The organism is Arthrobacter sp. AB6 (genome assembly GCF_031844545.1).
Lineage (GTDB): Bacteria > Actinomycetota > Actinomycetes > Actinomycetales > Micrococcaceae > Arthrobacter.
On the sequence record NZ_JAUZVL010000002.1, the window covers coordinates 149452 to 164960 of the forward strand.

The 15509-nt window shown below is 66.9% G+C and carries 14 protein-coding genes and 2 tRNA genes; 8 read left to right on the forward strand and 8 right to left on the reverse strand.

The window, feature by feature from the left end:
• Positions 1-5: 5 nt before the first annotated feature.
• Together Q9R30_RS02095 and Q9R30_RS02100 are read right to left on the reverse strand one after the other, a co-directional pair.
• Entirely contained in the window at positions 6-611 is a 606-nt protein-coding gene (locus Q9R30_RS02095; protein ID WP_311216625.1) for a DUF6993 domain-containing protein, read from the reverse strand.
• Between the two features lie 130 nt (positions 612-741).
• The gene (locus Q9R30_RS02100) at positions 742-1302 is read right to left on the reverse strand and encodes a single-stranded DNA-binding protein (protein ID WP_104998237.1); all 561 of its coding nucleotides are present in this window, start codon (positions 1300-1302) and stop codon (positions 742-744) included.
• Between the two features lie 214 nt (positions 1303-1516).
• Here Q9R30_RS02100 and Q9R30_RS02105 point away from each other — a divergent pair.
• Positions 1517-1589, forward strand: a tRNA-Arg gene (locus tag Q9R30_RS02105).
• 91 nt (positions 1590-1680) lie between these two features.
• On the opposite strand, the gene Q9R30_RS02110 is transcribed toward Q9R30_RS02105, so the two are convergent.
• Positions 1681-2907 carry an ROK family protein gene (locus Q9R30_RS02110; protein WP_311216626.1) on the reverse strand — a complete coding sequence of 409 codons (1227 nt, stop codon included), beginning with the start codon at positions 2905-2907 and terminating at the stop codon, positions 1681-1683.
• Positions 2908-3046: 139 nt separating this feature from the next.
• Between Q9R30_RS02110 and xylA the strand changes: the two genes are divergently transcribed.
• Positions 3047-4234, forward strand: coding sequence for a xylose isomerase (xylA, locus tag Q9R30_RS02115; RefSeq protein ID WP_311216627.1), 1188 nt, complete (start codon positions 3047-3049; stop codon positions 4232-4234).
• A 3-nt stretch (positions 4235-4237) separates the two neighbouring features.
• Positions 4238-5656, forward strand: coding sequence for a xylulokinase (xylB, locus tag Q9R30_RS02120; RefSeq protein ID WP_311216628.1), 1419 nt, complete (start codon positions 4238-4240; stop codon positions 5654-5656).
• Between the two features lie 132 nt (positions 5657-5788).
• On the opposite strand, the gene Q9R30_RS02125 is transcribed toward xylB, so the two are convergent.
• The 3 genes from Q9R30_RS02125 to Q9R30_RS02135 are packed head-to-tail and all read right to left on the reverse strand — an operon-like array spanning position 5789 to position 9026.
• A complete protein-coding gene (locus tag Q9R30_RS02125; RefSeq protein ID WP_311216629.1) occupies positions 5789-6646 on the reverse strand; it encodes a sugar phosphate isomerase/epimerase family protein in 858 nt (285 codons plus the stop codon).
• A complete protein-coding gene (locus tag Q9R30_RS02130) occupies positions 6643-7857 on the reverse strand; it encodes a dihydrodipicolinate synthase family protein (RefSeq protein WP_311216630.1) in 1215 nt (404 codons plus the stop codon). Before Q9R30_RS02130 ends, Q9R30_RS02125 begins: the two co-directional genes overlap by 4 nt.
• On the reverse strand, positions 7857-9026 hold the full coding sequence (locus Q9R30_RS02135) for a Gfo/Idh/MocA family oxidoreductase (protein ID WP_311216631.1): 1170 nt from the start codon (positions 9024-9026) through the stop codon (positions 7857-7859). The genes Q9R30_RS02130 and Q9R30_RS02135 overlap by 1 nt, the downstream gene beginning before the upstream one ends.
• Before the next feature lie 189 nt (positions 9027-9215).
• Here Q9R30_RS02135 and Q9R30_RS02140 point away from each other — a divergent pair, with 189 nt between their 5' ends.
• Together Q9R30_RS02140 and Q9R30_RS02145 are read left to right on the forward strand one after the other, a co-directional pair.
• Complete coding sequence (locus Q9R30_RS02140) at positions 9216-10307, forward strand: LacI family DNA-binding transcriptional regulator (RefSeq protein ID WP_311216632.1); 1092 nt, start codon at positions 9216-9218, stop codon at positions 10305-10307.
• Positions 10308-10309: 2 nt separating this feature from the next.
• Complete coding sequence (locus tag Q9R30_RS02145) at positions 10310-11083, forward strand: alpha/beta hydrolase (protein WP_311216633.1); 774 nt, start codon at positions 10310-10312, stop codon at positions 11081-11083.
• A 2-nt stretch (positions 11084-11085) separates the two neighbouring features.
• Here Q9R30_RS02145 and Q9R30_RS02150 read toward each other — a convergent pair whose 3' ends face one another.
• Entirely contained in the window at positions 11086-11988 is a 903-nt protein-coding gene (locus Q9R30_RS02150; protein ID WP_311216634.1) for an aldose 1-epimerase family protein, read from the reverse strand.
• 102 nt (positions 11989-12090) lie between these two features.
• On the opposite strand from Q9R30_RS02150, the gene Q9R30_RS02155 reads away from it, so the two are divergent.
• Positions 12091-12804, forward strand: a complete 714-nt coding sequence (locus Q9R30_RS02155) for a DNA alkylation repair protein (RefSeq protein ID WP_311216635.1) — start codon at positions 12091-12093, stop codon at positions 12802-12804.
• Between the two features lie 129 nt (positions 12805-12933).
• On the opposite strand, the gene mptB is transcribed toward Q9R30_RS02155, so the two are convergent.
• On the reverse strand, positions 12934-14490 hold the full coding sequence (gene mptB, locus Q9R30_RS02160; protein ID WP_199775241.1) for a polyprenol phosphomannose-dependent alpha 1,6 mannosyltransferase MptB: 1557 nt from the start codon (positions 14488-14490) through the stop codon (positions 12934-12936).
• A gap of 151 nt (positions 14491-14641) precedes the next feature.
• Here mptB and orn point away from each other — a divergent pair, with 151 nt between their 5' ends.
• Positions 14642-15271 carry an oligoribonuclease gene (gene orn / locus Q9R30_RS02165; protein WP_104998249.1) on the forward strand — a complete coding sequence of 210 codons (630 nt, stop codon included), beginning with the start codon at positions 14642-14644 and terminating at the stop codon, positions 15269-15271.
• A gap of 128 nt (positions 15272-15399) precedes the next feature.
• A tRNA-His gene (locus tag Q9R30_RS02170) sits at positions 15400-15472 on the forward strand.
• Positions 15473-15509 lie beyond the last annotated feature (37 nt).

Here is a 15509-nt window from a genome sequence, read left to right on the forward strand (position 1 = left end):
CGGGCTTACGAGCCTACAAAGCACTTTCCGCTGGCCAGCACGGGCAACACCGTCACTGTCACGGCGCCGTCGCGGACCTGGCCGATCACGCAGTCACCGCCCTGGAGCACTGCCGCCTCGATGGCATCCGCTTCAAGGCCGGTGGGGGTGCGGCTCTGTGAAACCTCCAATGCCGCGGGTGCGATTCCCGCGCCCGTGAGGGCTTCCGAGACCTGTGCGGTAGCGGGTTTTGGCGATCCCGCAGCCAACCTGCCCAGCGCCTCCGTCACGGTCTTTTTGGTTCTTTCAGTGGCAGCCGCCGCTGCCGCGGCCGATGCCGTCCCGGATGTATCCGCCAGCGGTCCGGCGGCATTCGTCTCTGGTGCTGCAGACCGCGCTTCTGTTGCTGCGGGGCCGGCGGAGGCTGCAGTGGATGGTGCAGCCGACAATGTTCCGCTGACGCAGCCCGATAAACCTGCCGCCAGCGCTGTGGCAGCTACGGCCGCCCACAACCGGCGCGCGGCGCTGGGCGGGGCAACTCCGGGAGCCCCCGCTCCGGGAATGCTGGCTGGGGGGCTGTCCGGTGAGGCACCGGCTGTGGGGCTCTGCCGGTGGTCAGGGGTATGCCGCATGGTGTCATTCTGCCACGCGGCCTGGTCCGGCTCCGCAACCTGGGCGGGCAGTGCACGGCCCGGGGGGTGCCGCGCCACTGCCCGCCAAGGAACCGTGGGAACCGTTGAGGGGGACGCTGATAGGGAAATACTAGACTCCGGATTCGGCGAGTTCCCCCGTCTCCAGATCCAGTGACACGAGGTCGCCGTTGCTGTCCTCAATGAACGCCGCGGCAGGATCGCCACCGTCGAGATCGTCATCGCCGTCCTCCGGCTCGTCGAACGTTCCCTCCGTACCGCCCCGCTGCCCGGCGTCGAGGGGAGGCACTTCCTCCACGAGCGAGAGAAGCGGTTTTGTGGAGGACCGGATGAAGTTGGCCGTACCCCACGTCAGGTCGTGACCCACGGCGTCGGCGTCAATGGTGTGTGAGTAGTAGACCCTGCCGTCCCTTTCCCAACTGCGGATTTTCAGCTTGCCAACCACGATGACCGGCTGGCCTTTCCTGATGCTGCAGCCCATGCTTCCCGCGAGGTGGCGATAGCCCTGGACCAGGAACCAGTTCGTGTGGCCGTCTGTCCAGGTGCCGGATTCCTTGTTGAACCGGCGCGAGGTGGAACCGATACGGAAAGAGGCTGTGGCAACTCCCCCTGGGGTTGTGGCGCTTTTGATCTCGGTGGCAACGAAGCCCCGAATGGTGATTGTGTCGCTCATCTTCACGTCCTGTCGTCAATGGTGGTGCCCTAGCAGGCAAGACCAGCATGGCGCCGGCGCCGGCCCCCGGGGAGGCCGGGGTTGCCCTATGTGCATAACCCGCGGCAGCACACTGCCTGTGGAGGATTGGTAAGGGCCTCCGTTCAGTGACTACGCCGGGACTTCGGGCAATGTAAACTTTTTGAGGCGCCGGACTTCAGGTCCGGAATCAAATGCCTCAGTAGCTCAGGGGATAGAGCAGCGGCCTTCTAATCCGCCGGTCGGGGGTTCGATTCCCTCCTGGGGCACCCATGGGCAAACGCCCCGGTTCACGGACCGGGGCGTTTTGCTTTTTAGCAGCAGCGACAGCTGACGGGGCCCCCGGGCGCCGGCACGGTTTCAGGAATGCAGCCGGTGCGGCGCGTCCACCAGGGAACGGACCACGCTGCCGGCAGCGCCCAGCAAGGCCCCCGCATCCCCTACCTCGGAGGTGGTGACCCGACCGGGAGCAACCGCCCCCGGCGCGTACTTGGCAAGGCTTTCCAGGAGAGGCGCGCGGAGCCACTGGTCAAGCACGGCGAAGTGTCCACCAAGCACCACGGCCCTGATGTCCACCACGCGGGACGTCGACGCCACCGCCACGCCCAACGCCCTCCCCGCCTGTTGGACGGCGAGCAGGGCAGCAGGGTCCCCGGCGCCGAGCGCGCCCAGCAGGCGGGACATGCTTTCAGACCGTGACCACCCCTTCGCGGTGATGCCGGCAGCAGAAAATATTGCGTCCTGCCCGGCTATCGTCTCCAGGCACCCCGTTCCGCCGCAGGAACAGAGGACCCCCTCCGGCTGGACCACGATGTGGCCCACCTCCCCGGCATTGCCTTGCGGCCCGGTGAAAAGCTCCGAATTGATCACCAGGCCTCCGCCGACGCCCACCTCGCCGGAGACGAACAGGAAGTTCCGCCTTCCGTGGGGGCCGTGGGCCAGTTCCGCGAGCGCGGCAGCATTGGCCTCGTTGAAGAGGGAGACACCCAACGGCACGTCGGGAAGCAGCCGCTCCATGTCCAGCTTTGTGTCCAGCCAGCCCAGGTTCGGGGCGGCGGTCACTGTTGAACTGCCGGCGTCAACGAGGCCCGGTACGGCGAGTCCTCCGCCCAGGACCTCAACACCCGACGCCGCGGCCGCCTTCCGCACGTCGGCGGCGAGCGCGGCGAGTGCGGACAGCACGGGAGCGCTGGCGCTGTCGCGGTTGTCCCGTTCCCGGATTTCCTGCACCACCAGGCTTCCGGAAAGGTCTGTCACTCCGGCAGCAATGTAGTCGACGTTGATTTCCATGCCCATGACACCCCGGGCCGGATTCAGTTCCAGCCCGACCCCCGGCCGGCCCCGCTCCCCCTGCCGGCTCAGGCCGACCTCCCGCAGCAGTCCGGCTCCCAAAAGGTCCAGGACGATGCTCGAAACAGAGGCTTTGGTCAGCCCGGTGGCTGCGGCAACCTGTGCCCGGGTCAGATGTATGCCAGCCGGCGCCTGCGCCACCCGGGCAAGGACCAGGGCGAGGTTATTCCGCCGCACATGGGCCATGTTTCCCGGGCTGGCTGCGTCGGGTGCAGTGGCAGCTGCGGTACTGGCCATGGCCGTTCTCCTCGGAGTGGAAGCGGACCCGTCCCTCACGGACCCTTTGGCTATTGACCTTAGCGTAAACACTCTTATATAGTTCAAGCGATAAACTAATCATGCCGTAACCGGCGACACCCGAGTGCAAGGACGCAACATGGCTATCTCCCCCTCCCCCGCTGACAAGTTCACCTTCGGTCTTTGGACCGTGGGCTGGACGGGCGCCGACCCGTTCGGTGTCGCCACCCGGGCCGCCTTGGACCCGGTGGAGGCGGTCCACCGGCTCAGTGAGCTTGGCGCCTACGGCATCACGTTCCACGACAACGACCTGGTGCCCTTCGACGCCAGCGCCTCAGAGCGGGACCTGATCCTGAAGAACTTCAAGGCAGCCCTGGCCGAGACCGGCCTGAAGGTCCCGATGGTGACCACCAACCTGTTCAGCCACCCGGTGTTCAAGGACGGCGGCTTCACCTCCAACGACCGCTCGATCCGCCGCTTCGCCCTGTCCAAGGTGCTGCGCAACATCGATTCCGCCGCCGATTTCGGCGCCGAAACGTTCGTCATGTGGGGCGGGCGCGAGGGCAGCGAATACGACGGCTCGAAGGACCTCTCGGCCGCCCTGGACCGGATGAAGGAAGGCGTGGACACCGCCGCGGCCTACATCAAGGACAAGGGCTACAACCTGCGCATCGCCCTGGAGCCCAAGCCCAACGAACCCCGCGGCGACATCTTCCTGCCCACCGTCGGGCACGGCCTGGCGTTCATCGCCCAGCTCGAGCACGGCGACATCGTGGGCCTCAACCCCGAAACCGGGCACGAGCAGATGGCCGGCCTCAACTTCACCCACGGCATCGCCCAGGCCCTGTGGGCCGGCAAGCTCTTCCACATCGACCTCAACGGCCAGCGCGGCATCAAGTACGACCAGGACCTCGTCTTCGGCCACGGCGACCTCACCAGCGCGTTCTTCACCGTTGACCTGCTCGAAAACGGCTTCCCCGGCGGCGGCCCCCGCTACGAGGGACCCCGCCACTTCGACTACAAGCCCTCCCGCACCGACGGCTACGACGGCGTCTGGGACTCGGCCAAAGCCAACATGGCCACCTACCTGCTCCTCAAGGAACGCGCCCTCGCGTTCCGCGCAGACCCCGAGGTCCAGGAAGCCCTCCGCACCTCAGGCGTCTTCGAACTCGGCGAGTCCACCCTCGCCGCCGGCGAAACCACCGCGGACCTGCTCGCAGACACCACCGCCTTCGAGGACTTCGACGCCGACAAGGCCGGCGAACGCTCCTTCGCATTCGTCCGCCTCAACCAGCTCGCCATCGAACACCTCCTGGGCGCCCGCTAAACCATGGCACTCGTAGCAGGGATCGACAGCTCCACCCAGTCCTGCAAAGTGGTGATTCGCGATTCGGACACGGGAGCATTGGTCCGGCAGGGCAGGGCAGGCCACCCGGACGGGACCGAGATCCACCCGGACCACTGGTGGGCCGCCCTCCAGGACGCACTGCACCAGGCCGGCGGCCTGGAGGATGTGGCAGCCGTCTCGGTGGGAGGGCAGCAGCACGGCATGGTCTGCCTGGACAGCGAGGGCCAGGTTGTCCGGCCGGCGCTGCTGTGGAATGACACCCGCAGTGCCGGCGCGGCACTGGACCTGATCAGCACCGCCGGTGACGGCGACACCGCCGCCGGCGCCCGCTACTGGGCCCGTGCAACCGGCACCGTCCCGGTCGCTTCGCTGACCCTGACCAAACTGCAGTGGCTCGCCGCCAACGAGCCGGAGAACGCGGCCAAAGTTGCGGCAGTCTGCCTGCCCCATGACTGGCTGACCTGGCGGCTGACGGGCCATGGGCCGGGCAGCGGTCCGGGAAACCTCGAGGCCCTCGCCACTGACCGTTCCGACGCCTCCGGCACGGGCTACTACTCGACGGCGACGGGCGAGTACCTGCCAGGGCTCCTGGAGTCCTCGCTGGGGCACGTTCCGCTGCTGCCCGGAGTCATGGGCCCGCTGGAGGTCGCCGGCAAGACACCGGACGGCGCCCTCCTGGCCGCCGGCGCCGGGGACAACGCGGCGGCGGCACTGGGGGTGGGCGCCGGCGTGGGTGATGTGGTGATGTCGCTGGGCACCTCGGGAACGGTCTTTGCCGTGTCAGATACTCCCGCCGCCGATCCGTCCGGGCTGGTGGCAGGGTTCGCCGATGCTTCCGGGAACTACCTGCCGCTGGTGTGCACCCTGAACGCCACCCGCGTTTTTGACGCCACTGCGGCCCTGCTGGACGTCAGCCTTGCGGAGTTCAACGAGCTGGCGCTGACCGCCGAACCAGGCGCCGGGGGCCTCACCCTCGTTCCCTATTTCGACGGCGAGCGCACGCCGAACCTGCCCGACGCCACCGGTTCGCTGCACGGCATCACCCGCGGGAACTACACGCCGGCGAACCTGGCGCGGGCCGCCGTCGAAGGCGTTGTGTGCTCCCTGGCGGACGGGCTGGCCGCCCTGCAGGAACAGGGCGTGGAGGCGCGGCGCATCATCCTGGTGGGCGGCGGAGCGCAGTCCCCGGCAGTCCAGGAAGCGGCGGCGCAGCTGCTGGGAATCAGCATCACCGTGCCGCGCCCGGGTGAGTACGTGGCCGACGGCGCCGCCCGCCAGGCCGCCGCGGCACTCACCGGGGAATTTCCGCAGTGGGTGCTGGACGCCGTCGACCTCCCTGCAGGGCAGGACGACGCCGGCGTGCTGGCACGCTACCGCCGCTGCGCCTCGACGTACGCCTGACATTCCACAAGAAAAGGACCCGGACCGCACTGTGGCGAATTCACGGCGCGTTCCGGGTCCCCTTTTAGGGTGGGGCGCAGGCTCCTGCCAGTTGTGTTGGGAACGTGGCAGGAGCCCGCGGTCTGGATCAGGTCAGGCGTACGGGAGGACAAGCTCCGCGTAGCGCTCCTTCACCGTGGCCAGGACGGCGTTGCCGTCCGTGTCCCAGATGTCCTGATTGAAGATTTCCACTTCGATGTCACCGGTGTACCCGGCATCGCGCACCCAGGTTCCGATGGCGGCGAAGTCCACCACGCCGTCACCCATGTACCCGCGGGACAGCAGTGGATCGGCTGCAATGGGCATGTTGAAGTCGCACACCTGGTAGGACGCAATGCGTCCCTCCCGGCCGGCGCGCTCGATCTGCGCCTTCAGTTCCGGATCCCACCAGACGTGGAAAGTGTCGACGGCGACGCCCACCGCTGAGGCGGCGAAGGGCGCCGCGAGGTCCAGGGCCTGCCCCAGGGTGGAGATCAGGGCACGGTCGGCGGCGTACATCGGGTGCAGCGGCTCCAGCACCAGCCGGACGCCGTTCTCCTCGGCGAAGGGGACCAGGTCGGCGAGACGGTCCGCCACGCGCCGGCGCGCAGCCACCACGTCCTTCTCCCCCGGGGCCAGCCCGCCGACCACCAGGAACAGTTCCCGGGTGCCGAGCGCAACGGCTTCCAGGATGGCGGCGCGGTTGTCAGCCAGGGCTGCGGCCTGCCCTTCGGCATCGGGTGCGGTAAGGAACCCGCCCCGGCACAGGGATGAGACGCGGAGCCCGGCATCCTTGATGAGGCGTGCCGCCTTATCCAGGCCTGCCTCCTCCACGCGGTCCCGCCAGGGACCGATGGCGGGGATACCGGCGTTGACGCAGCCGTCAACCACCTGGGCCAAGGTCCACTTCTTGGTGGTGGCGCTGTTGAGGGAAAGGCGCGCGAAGTCTGCCGTTCCCGATGTGCTGGTCATACGCCCACCCCGTTGATGCGCAGGTAGTCGGACATCCGGAAAGCTGCCAGTGCCGGGTCCCGCAGCAGGCCCGCCTTGTCCGCCAGTTCGAAGGTCCTTGCCAGGTGGCATACCGAGCGGCCCGAGTGGAGGCCCCCCACCATCTGGAAGCCGGGCTGCCTGCCGTTGAGCCAGGACATAAACGCGATCCCGGTCTTGTAGTAGAACGTGGGGGCGCTGAAGATGTGCTTGCCCAGTTCCCGCGTGGAGTCGAGGATTTCGCGCGCCTTCGCGGCGTTGCCGGCGTCGTAGTTCTGCAGCGCCACCGAGGCGGCGGGGTAGATCGCCGCGAAGATGCCCAGCAGGGCGTCCGAATGGTGGCTGCCGTCGCCGTCGATCAGCTCGGGGTAGTTGAAGTCGTCGCCGGTGTAGAGGCGGACGCCGTCGGGCAGGGCCGCCCGCAGGGCAACCTCGTGGCTGGCGTCGAGCAGTGAGACCTTGACGCCGTCCACCTTGGCCGCGTTGTCCTTGATGAGGCCAAGGAAGGTTTCGGTTGCCGTTGCGACATCGTCCGAACCCCAGTAGCCGGCGAGGGCGGGATCGAACATGGTGCCAAGCCAGTGGAGGATGACGGGCTGGTCCACTTCCTGCAGCAGGGTGGCGTAGACCTTCAGGTAGTCCTCGGGACCGCGGGCAACCTTGGCCAGGGCGCGTGAGGCCATGAGGATCACCTTCGGCCCGGCTTCACTGACCACGGCGATCTGCTCGCGGTAGGCCTCAAGGACGGCCTTGATGCCGGCCTCCCCGGCTGGCAGGGAGGCGCTGTCCAGCTGGTCGGTGCCGGCACCGCAGGAAACGAGGTCCCGCACCGATTTGCCGGCCGTTGCCGCGTTGCCGGCCGAAACCACCGAGGCTGCCTCGACGCCGGTGCGCTTGATGAGCTGCTGGGTGGCCGCCCAGTCAAGGCCCATGCCGCGCTGGGCGGTGTCCATGGCGTCGGCCACACCCAGGCCGTAGGACCACAGCTCGTGGCGGTAGGCCATGGTGGCGTCCCAGTCGAGCCGGGCGGGCGCGCCGGGAGTGTTGTCGGCCAGGACTTCGGGGATCACATGCGCTGCGGCATAGGCGCGGCGGGCGATGAGCGGCGCGGTGGGCCGGGCCCAGGACGTGCCGCCCTGGAGGCGGTATTCCCGGGTGCCGCCGTCGTGTGAGGGCAGGATGAGTGAGGTCATTAGAGGGTGATCTCCGGGATGTCGAGGGTGCGGCGTTCGTCGTTGGACTGCAGGCCGAGCTCGGCGAGCTGGACACCGCGGGCGGCGGACAGGAGACCGAAGCGGTGTTCGCGGCCGGCGACGACGTCGCGGAGGAATTCTTCCCACTGCAGCTTGAAGCCGTTGTCCAGGTCAGCATTGGCCGGGACTTCCTGCCACTGGTCACGGAAGGATTCCGTGACGGGAAGGTCCGGGTTCCAGACGGGCTTCGGCGTGTGCGCGCGCTGCTGCGCGACGCACTTGTTCAGGCCTGCGACGGCGGAGCCGTGCGTGCCGTCCACCTGGAACTCCACCAGTTCGTCGCGATAGACGCGGACCGCCCACGACGAGTTGATCTGGCCGATGACTTCGTCGCCGCCCGGGGTTTCCAGCTCGAAAATGCCGTAGGAGGCGTCGTCTGCGGTGGCTTTGTACTCCTTGCCTGCCTCGTCCCACCGGGTGGGGATGTGGGTGGCGGTCCTGGCGCTGACGCTCTTGACCTTGCCGATGATGCCTTCGAGGACATAGTTCCAGTGGCAGAACATGTCCGTGGTCATGCCGCCGCCGTCTTCCTTGCGGTAATTCCAGGACGGACGCTGGGCGGCCTGGATGTCACCTTCGAAGACCCAGTAGCCGAACTCACCGCGGATGGAGAGGATGCGGCCGAAGAAGCCCTCGTCCACCAGGCGGCGGAGCTTGACCAGGCCGGGCAGGTACAGCTTGTCGTGGACCACGCCCGCGGTGACGCCGGCTTCCTTGCCGATCCGGGCCAGGTCAATGGCCTCTTCAAGTGTCTCGGCAGTGGGCTTCTCGGTGAAGATGTGCTTGCCGGCCTGCATGGCCTTCTTCAGGGTGGCCCAGCGGAGGCTGGTCATGGACGCATCGAAAACGACGTCGACGGTGGGGTCGTTGATGACGGCGTCCAGGTCGGTGCTCCACTCGGAGACCTTGTGCTTTTCGGCGAGTTCCCGGATCTTCGCTTCGTTGCGGCCCACCAGAATGGGCTCAACCTGGATGCGGGTGCCGTCCTCCAGCGTGAATCCACCGGCGTCCCGGATGGGAAGGATGGAGCGCAGCAGATGCTGGCGGTACCCCATCCGTCCGGTAATGCCGTTCATGGCAATGCGGATTGTTTTTGTCTCGACGCCCATAAGTCCTCCACGGTGAGTGAGCAGTCCTACTGAAGTTGTAGTTCTACTGCAGCTAAATTGGGAAAGCGCATTCCCACTACGTCAATGATGCACGTCGGCACACTTGTTGGCAAGCGCTTTCCGGCGCGGCTAAAAACTGCCATAATGTGGTAACGCCCATTGACCCAACAAAGCCGACCAGGAGACGCTGTGGCTGCAAGTACCCTTACCGAGGTGGCGCGGCTGGCCGGGGTATCTCCCGCCACCGCCAGCCGGGTCCTCAACGGTTCCGCGCGCAAGCCGGGGCAGGACATTGCGGACCGTGTCCGGCAGGCCGCCGACTCGCTTGGCTACATTCCCAACGCCCAGGCCCAGGGGCTGGCAAAGTCCAGTTCGGGCCTTATCGGCTTGATCGTGCACGACATCGCGGACCCCTATTTCGCCGCCATCGCCCGGGGAGTCCAGGCAGCGGCCCGGGAACAGCGCAAGATGGTGCTTCTGGCGACCACCGGCGGGGCGCCGGCGGAGGAGCGGGAAGCGGTGGCCGCCTTCGCCGCACGGCGTGCCGATTCGATCGTGATTGCGGGATCCCGCTCGTCCAGGGAGGAGGACCGGGACGACAACGCGGACCTTGCAGCGGAGCTTGACCGGTACTGCCGCAACGGCGGCCGGGTGGCCGTGGTGGGACATCCGGTAGTGGGTGCCACCGCCCCTGAGGGGTACCACGTTGTTGCCGTGCCGAACCAGGAACTCGCCGGCGACCTGGCAGCCGAGCTTGCTGCCGGCTGGGTTGGCAATTTCGTCATCATCGGAGGTCCCGAGGGACTCTTTACGTCGGACGACCGCATCCGCGGCTTCCAGGAAGGCCTGGCCAAGGCCGGCCGGGGCCCTGCGGAGATCCTGCGCACCTCGTTCAACCGCGCCGGAGGCTACGACGCGGGCATCAAGCTGGCTGCCAGGATCAAGGCTGAGCGGACACCGGAGGGCGATGGTCCTGGCACGGCGAAGATGTGCATCTTCGCCGTCAACGACGTCATGGCCATCGGGGCCTCGGCAGCACTGCGGGCTGAAGGGCTCCGGGTTCCGCGGGACGCCAGGATTGCCGGATTCGACGATATCGAGACGCTGCGGGATTTCCGCCCTGCCCTCTCCACGGTCCGCCTGCCGCTGGAAGACATCGGCCGGCTTGCTACCCGGGCGACGGCCGCCGGTTCCGGCAGCAGCGATGGCCAGGAGGTCGAAGATCCACAGCCCGTGAGGGGCGAAGTCACGCTTCGCCGCAGCACGGAGGCCGTGGCCTGAGCATGGTGTCCGGCCTGACCGCTGTCCCTGCACGTGCCGGAGCGGGCAGCGCCGGAGGTGCCAGGCCCGCCGTGCTGGTCCTGCCCGGCGGCGGCTACGGCCGCCAGGCGGACCACGAAGCGGAGCCCGTGGCCGAATGGCTCGCCGGGCTAGGCATCCACGCCTTCGTGCTGAGGTACCGCGTGGCCCCGGACCGGCATCCAGCCCCGCTGCAGGACGCCAAGGAAGCCATGCTGCATATCCGTGGCGGGTCCCATGGTTTGGCCGTCGATCCGCAGCGGGTCGGCGTCCTCGGATTTTCGGCCGGCGGGCACCTTGCCGCCACGCTCTCTACCGCCGTGGCAACAGGCCGCGAGCGCTTCGACGTTCCCGGTGCGGTCCCGGACCTGACCGTCCTGTGCTATCCCGTGGTGTCCTACACCACGTCAGTGCACCAGGGTTCGGTGGACAACCTTCTCGGCGACGCGCCGTCGTCGGACATCCTTGCGGAACTCACCGCAGAACGGCGGGTGACTGCCGCTACCCCTCCCGCATTTATCTGGCACACCGCGGACGACGACGCCGTCCACGTCAGCCACAGCCTGGGCTACGCCGGGGCGCTTATGGGCGCGGGCGTGCCTGCCGAGCTGCATGTCTTTCCCCATGGCCGCCACGGACTGGGCCTCGCCGCAGGGGAACCGGGGCCGGACCAGTGGACGCGGCTGTGTGCAGCCTGGCTGGCGCAAGCAGGCTGGACCTCACCGTGGATGCCGGCCGGCAGGCGGGACCAGGTGTAAAACTAGGCGAGGGCCCGGATGGTCCAGGACGCTGAGTGCGACTCCCCCGGCTTGAGGTGCACGACGTCCGTCCCCGAGTTGAAGGCGTCAGGCGGGCAGGTCATGGGTTCAACGGCCAGCCCCAGCCTGTCCGGGCCAACCGGCTTGTCGGCAGTGTGGACCTGGACCCAGGACCACTCCGTGCCCCATTCCAGCTCCACGCCCGTTCCCGCGGGATCCTGCACGCGGACCCGGGCCAGCCCGGCGGCGTCGCGGGAAATCCCTGTGAAGGCATGGTCAATCTTCACCGGCCCCAGCGGCCGGGGACTGCGGAAGTCGAAGTTGTTCTCCTCCACGCCCTTCATGCCCATGGGGAGCAGCCGGTCCGGCGTCACCTCGAGGAATTGGCGCGCCGGCAATTCCAGCGTCCATTGGTCCAGCCGTCCCGGGCCGGCCACCAGGTAGGGGTGGGGACACACGCCGTAAGGGGCGCTGGCGGACCCGGTATTCACAGTCCTCACCATGCTCCGCAACCCACCGGGATCCAGCGAGTAGGAAACGGAGACCTCAAGATCCGATGGGTAGTGCGGGCCCGCGCCGATCGTGCACGCCAGGACCACGCGGTCCTCAGCCGCCTCCCGCACCTGCCACATCTGCTCCGTGGCCAGGCCGTGCAACGCCGAACCGCGCTCAGGCTCGTTGACGGCGGCCCGGTAGGCAGTTCCGGCGTAGGTATACCTGCCGTCCGCCAGGCGGTTCGGCCACGGGGCGCAGACAACCCCGCGGTAGTCAGGAACCGGGCCATCCGGACCAAAGCCCACCACCAGGTCCCGGCCGTTGTGCCGCAGTTCCCGAAGGGCGCCTCCGCGGGCTGTAACCACGGCGGTGTAGGGGCCACTTACAATGCTGTGTTCCGTGGATGGCATGAAAATCCCCTTCGAGGCCGAGACTCTTGTGAGCGCTAACCAGCCTAGCGCATGTATCCCGGCGCGGCACTGGGAAAGCCCTCCGCTGGATAAAGTTGCCCCATGGCCAGACCGGACCCGGTGAACAGCGAAGTGCTCTCTGCCGTCCGCCGCGCACTGCGTGAACGGGCAGATCCAGTACGGGGTGCCGGAGCGCAGGCCTACATGAAGTCCACCATGCCTTGCCTCGGTGTGCGCGTCCCTGAAGTCCGCCGTATCGCCGCCGCCGCGGTTGCCGGCACTCCCTTCGCCTCGGCCGGCCAACTGCGCGCCACCGTCCTTGGGCTCTGGCGGAAGGCTGCGGCCCGCGAGGAACGCTATGCGGCCATCGACCTGACCGGGGCGCCGCTGGCAGCGGGTGACATGCTGATGCTGCCCGTTTATGAGGAAATGATTCGCAGCGGCGCGTGGTGGGACTTCGTGGACCCGGTAGCAATGCGCCTGTGCGGCCTGCTGCAAGCCAACCGTGAGGAGATGTCAGCAGTCCTGGTCCGTTGGAGCAGCGATCCGGACTTCTGGATAAGGAGGGCTGCCATCCTCTCGCAGCTTAAGGCGAAGGCCGCCACTGACACCGTGCTCCTGTCCCAGGTCCTGGAAACAACAATGGCAGACCCGGAGTTCTTCATCCGGAAAGCGATCGGGTGGGCCCTGCGCGAGTATTCCAAGACGGCACCGGAGTGGGTGGCGGCCTTCGTGGCGGAACATGCGGCCACCCTCAGCCCCTTGTCCCGGAGGGAGGCTGTCCGGCGCCTCCCTGCCGCCGCGTCCGACGCATAACGGCGGTGGCAGGCATCCTGGAGTCAGGGAAGTCCGGGATGCTTCGACCGTACGGGCAGCGCATCCCCTAACCCCGGAAAGAAAGCGCCACGTGCCGTTTTGAACCGCCAAACCGACGCACAGCGCTACCTAGATGACGGGGCGTTCGACGACGACCTCGTGCGTCTTGCGGAACAGCCGGCGGGTGCGGGGGTCCCAGAAAACCAGGTACAGGCCAAAGAGCAGGCCGGTCACCGCCGCGGCCACCCGGGCCAGCGCCAGTGCAAAGCCGAGGTCCTCGGTCTGGAGGTACGGGAAGACTTCCAGCTGGTCCGAAATGGCATAGATCATGAAGAAAGAGACAACGAAGTAGAGCGCCTTGACCTGCCAGTCATTCCTGATCCCGGTGACGGCAAAGAGCGGTATCAGCCATACGACGTACCAGGCTTGGATGATCGGAGCCAGGAGGACAATCGCAGCAAGAGCGAGTGTGAGGCGGCGCATCAGACGGTCATAGTCCCCGCGGAAGATCTGCCAGGCGACAATACCCACGGCAACAAGCTTGCCCACGTTATACACAAAGCCGGCCAAGGTGGGCCCGTCGAGTCCAAACGCATTGGCCAAGGAGGCAACCACCATTCCGATGAGCCCCACGGGCGCATACCAGATGGAGATGCTTCCGGGGGCAGAGAGCCCATTGACCCAGCCGAAGCCGAAACCATTCACCAGGCTCATCAAGGCCAGGATTCCGAGGCTCAATCCAGCAGTCAGGCCCCAGAACGCGAACTTGCGGAGCCAGCCTGCGTCCTTGCCCGCCCAGAGGAGCCCGATGAAGGGCAGGAAGACGATGGTGATGGGCTTCACCGCAATGGAAAGTGTTACCAGCACAATGCCGCGGACCACCCGGTGCGTCGCGGAGTAGTACAGTCCGGCCAGCGCCAGGCCGATCATCAGTGCGTCATTGTGGACGCTGGCGATGAAGTTCGTCAGGAACAGCGGGTTCGCCGCGGTGAGCCACAGGGCCCGGTGCGGATTGACGCCGTGCAGCTCGGCGAGCCGCGGAACATAGATCACGCAGAGGATGACTCCGGCCATGGCCACCAGCCGGAACAGCATCACGCTTGCCTCTGGCTGGACATTCGTGGACCACACAACGAACTGTTCAATCCACAGGAACAGCTGGCCATACGGAACGGGGGCTTCCGTCCACATTTTGTCCGCGCCCAGCTGGAAGTAGTTGGACAGTGCCGAAATGCCGTTCTCGTAGGGGTTGAATCCTTCAACCATCAGCCGTCCCTGCCCGATGTAGGCGTAGACGTCACGGCTGAAGAGCGGCACGCTGAACATCATGGGCAGGCCCCACGCCACAACCGCCATCAGGGTAGCTTTACGGGCCTGCTCGCCCCACACCCTGACCCGCTGCCCCAGCCTGAGCCAGGCGCGGACCAGGAGCATCCCTCCTATGGCCAGCAGGACAATCGAGAGGGCAACGCCAACCGCTTCGGCACGCATCCAAATGAACAGCGGCATCCGGCGGAGTTCCGAGACGGGGGCCAGCCAGCCAACGCCCAAGGATCCGATGAGCATGAACATGGAGCCCACGAAGCCGGCAAGCAGCGGGGACCGGGGATTATCCACTTCCGCGCCGCCCGCTGCGACAGTGGCGGCGGGCGCCATCTCCCCCGCCGCGGGCACAGGCGCCGTCATTTCAGGATCGTCCAATCTATCTCGTCTGCGATTCTGCCCGGCGGGCCAACGGCCGGCCGTGGCGCATCCTCACGGGAGCGGGATGACCCGCCGCGTCTTCGAAATCCTAGCATCGGCCGGTGCCCTGGAGGGGTAACGGTAGGCTTGTCCGGTGCCTATATCTAACGAACGCATCGTCTGGATCGACTGCGAAATGACCGGCCTGGACATTAAGAACGACGCCCTGATCGAGGTGGCCGCCCTGGTCACCGACTCCGAGCTGAACATCCTCGGCGACGGCGTCGACGTGGTCATTAAGCCGGATGATGCAGCGGTGGCCCAGATGAACGATTTCGTCCGCGACATGCACACCAAATCGGGACTCCTGAAGGAACTGCCGCACGGCAAGACGATGGCCGAGGCGGAAGCCGCCGTCATGGAATACATCTCAAAATGGGTGCCGGACCCCCGCAAGGCGCCGCTGGGCGGCAATTCCGTGGGGACCGACCGTGTGTTCCTGTCCCGGGACATGCCCGCAGTGGTTGAACACCTGCACTACCGGGTGATCGACGTCAGCACCATCAAGGAACTCTCGCGCCGCTGGTTCGCGAGGGCATACTTCCAGTCGCCGGCCAAAAAGGGCGGACACCGTGCGCTGGGGGACATCAAGGACTCCATCGACGAGCTCCGTTATTACCGGGAGGCCGTTTTCGTGCCTGCACCGGGACCGGACAGTGCCACCGCCCTTCAGATTGCCCGCCGCATCACATCCGCCGGGAATGCGGGGCAGCAGGGAGGGTAATCTGCGCCACCTTCGACGGAATTTTCCGCGAAAACCCCAAAAGTGGACGAAGCACCCCTGAAGAGCAGGTAAGCTATATGAGTTGCCTTTCCAGAGGGCCGGTACGCCGGTAAATCTGCAGGCACATGGTGGGCTTAGCTCAGTTGGCAGAGCGCCTGGTTGTGGTCCAGGAGGTCGCGGGTTCAACCCCCGTAGCTCACCCTCACGGGACGGTATGTGCAGCCGTCCAAGAAGGAGG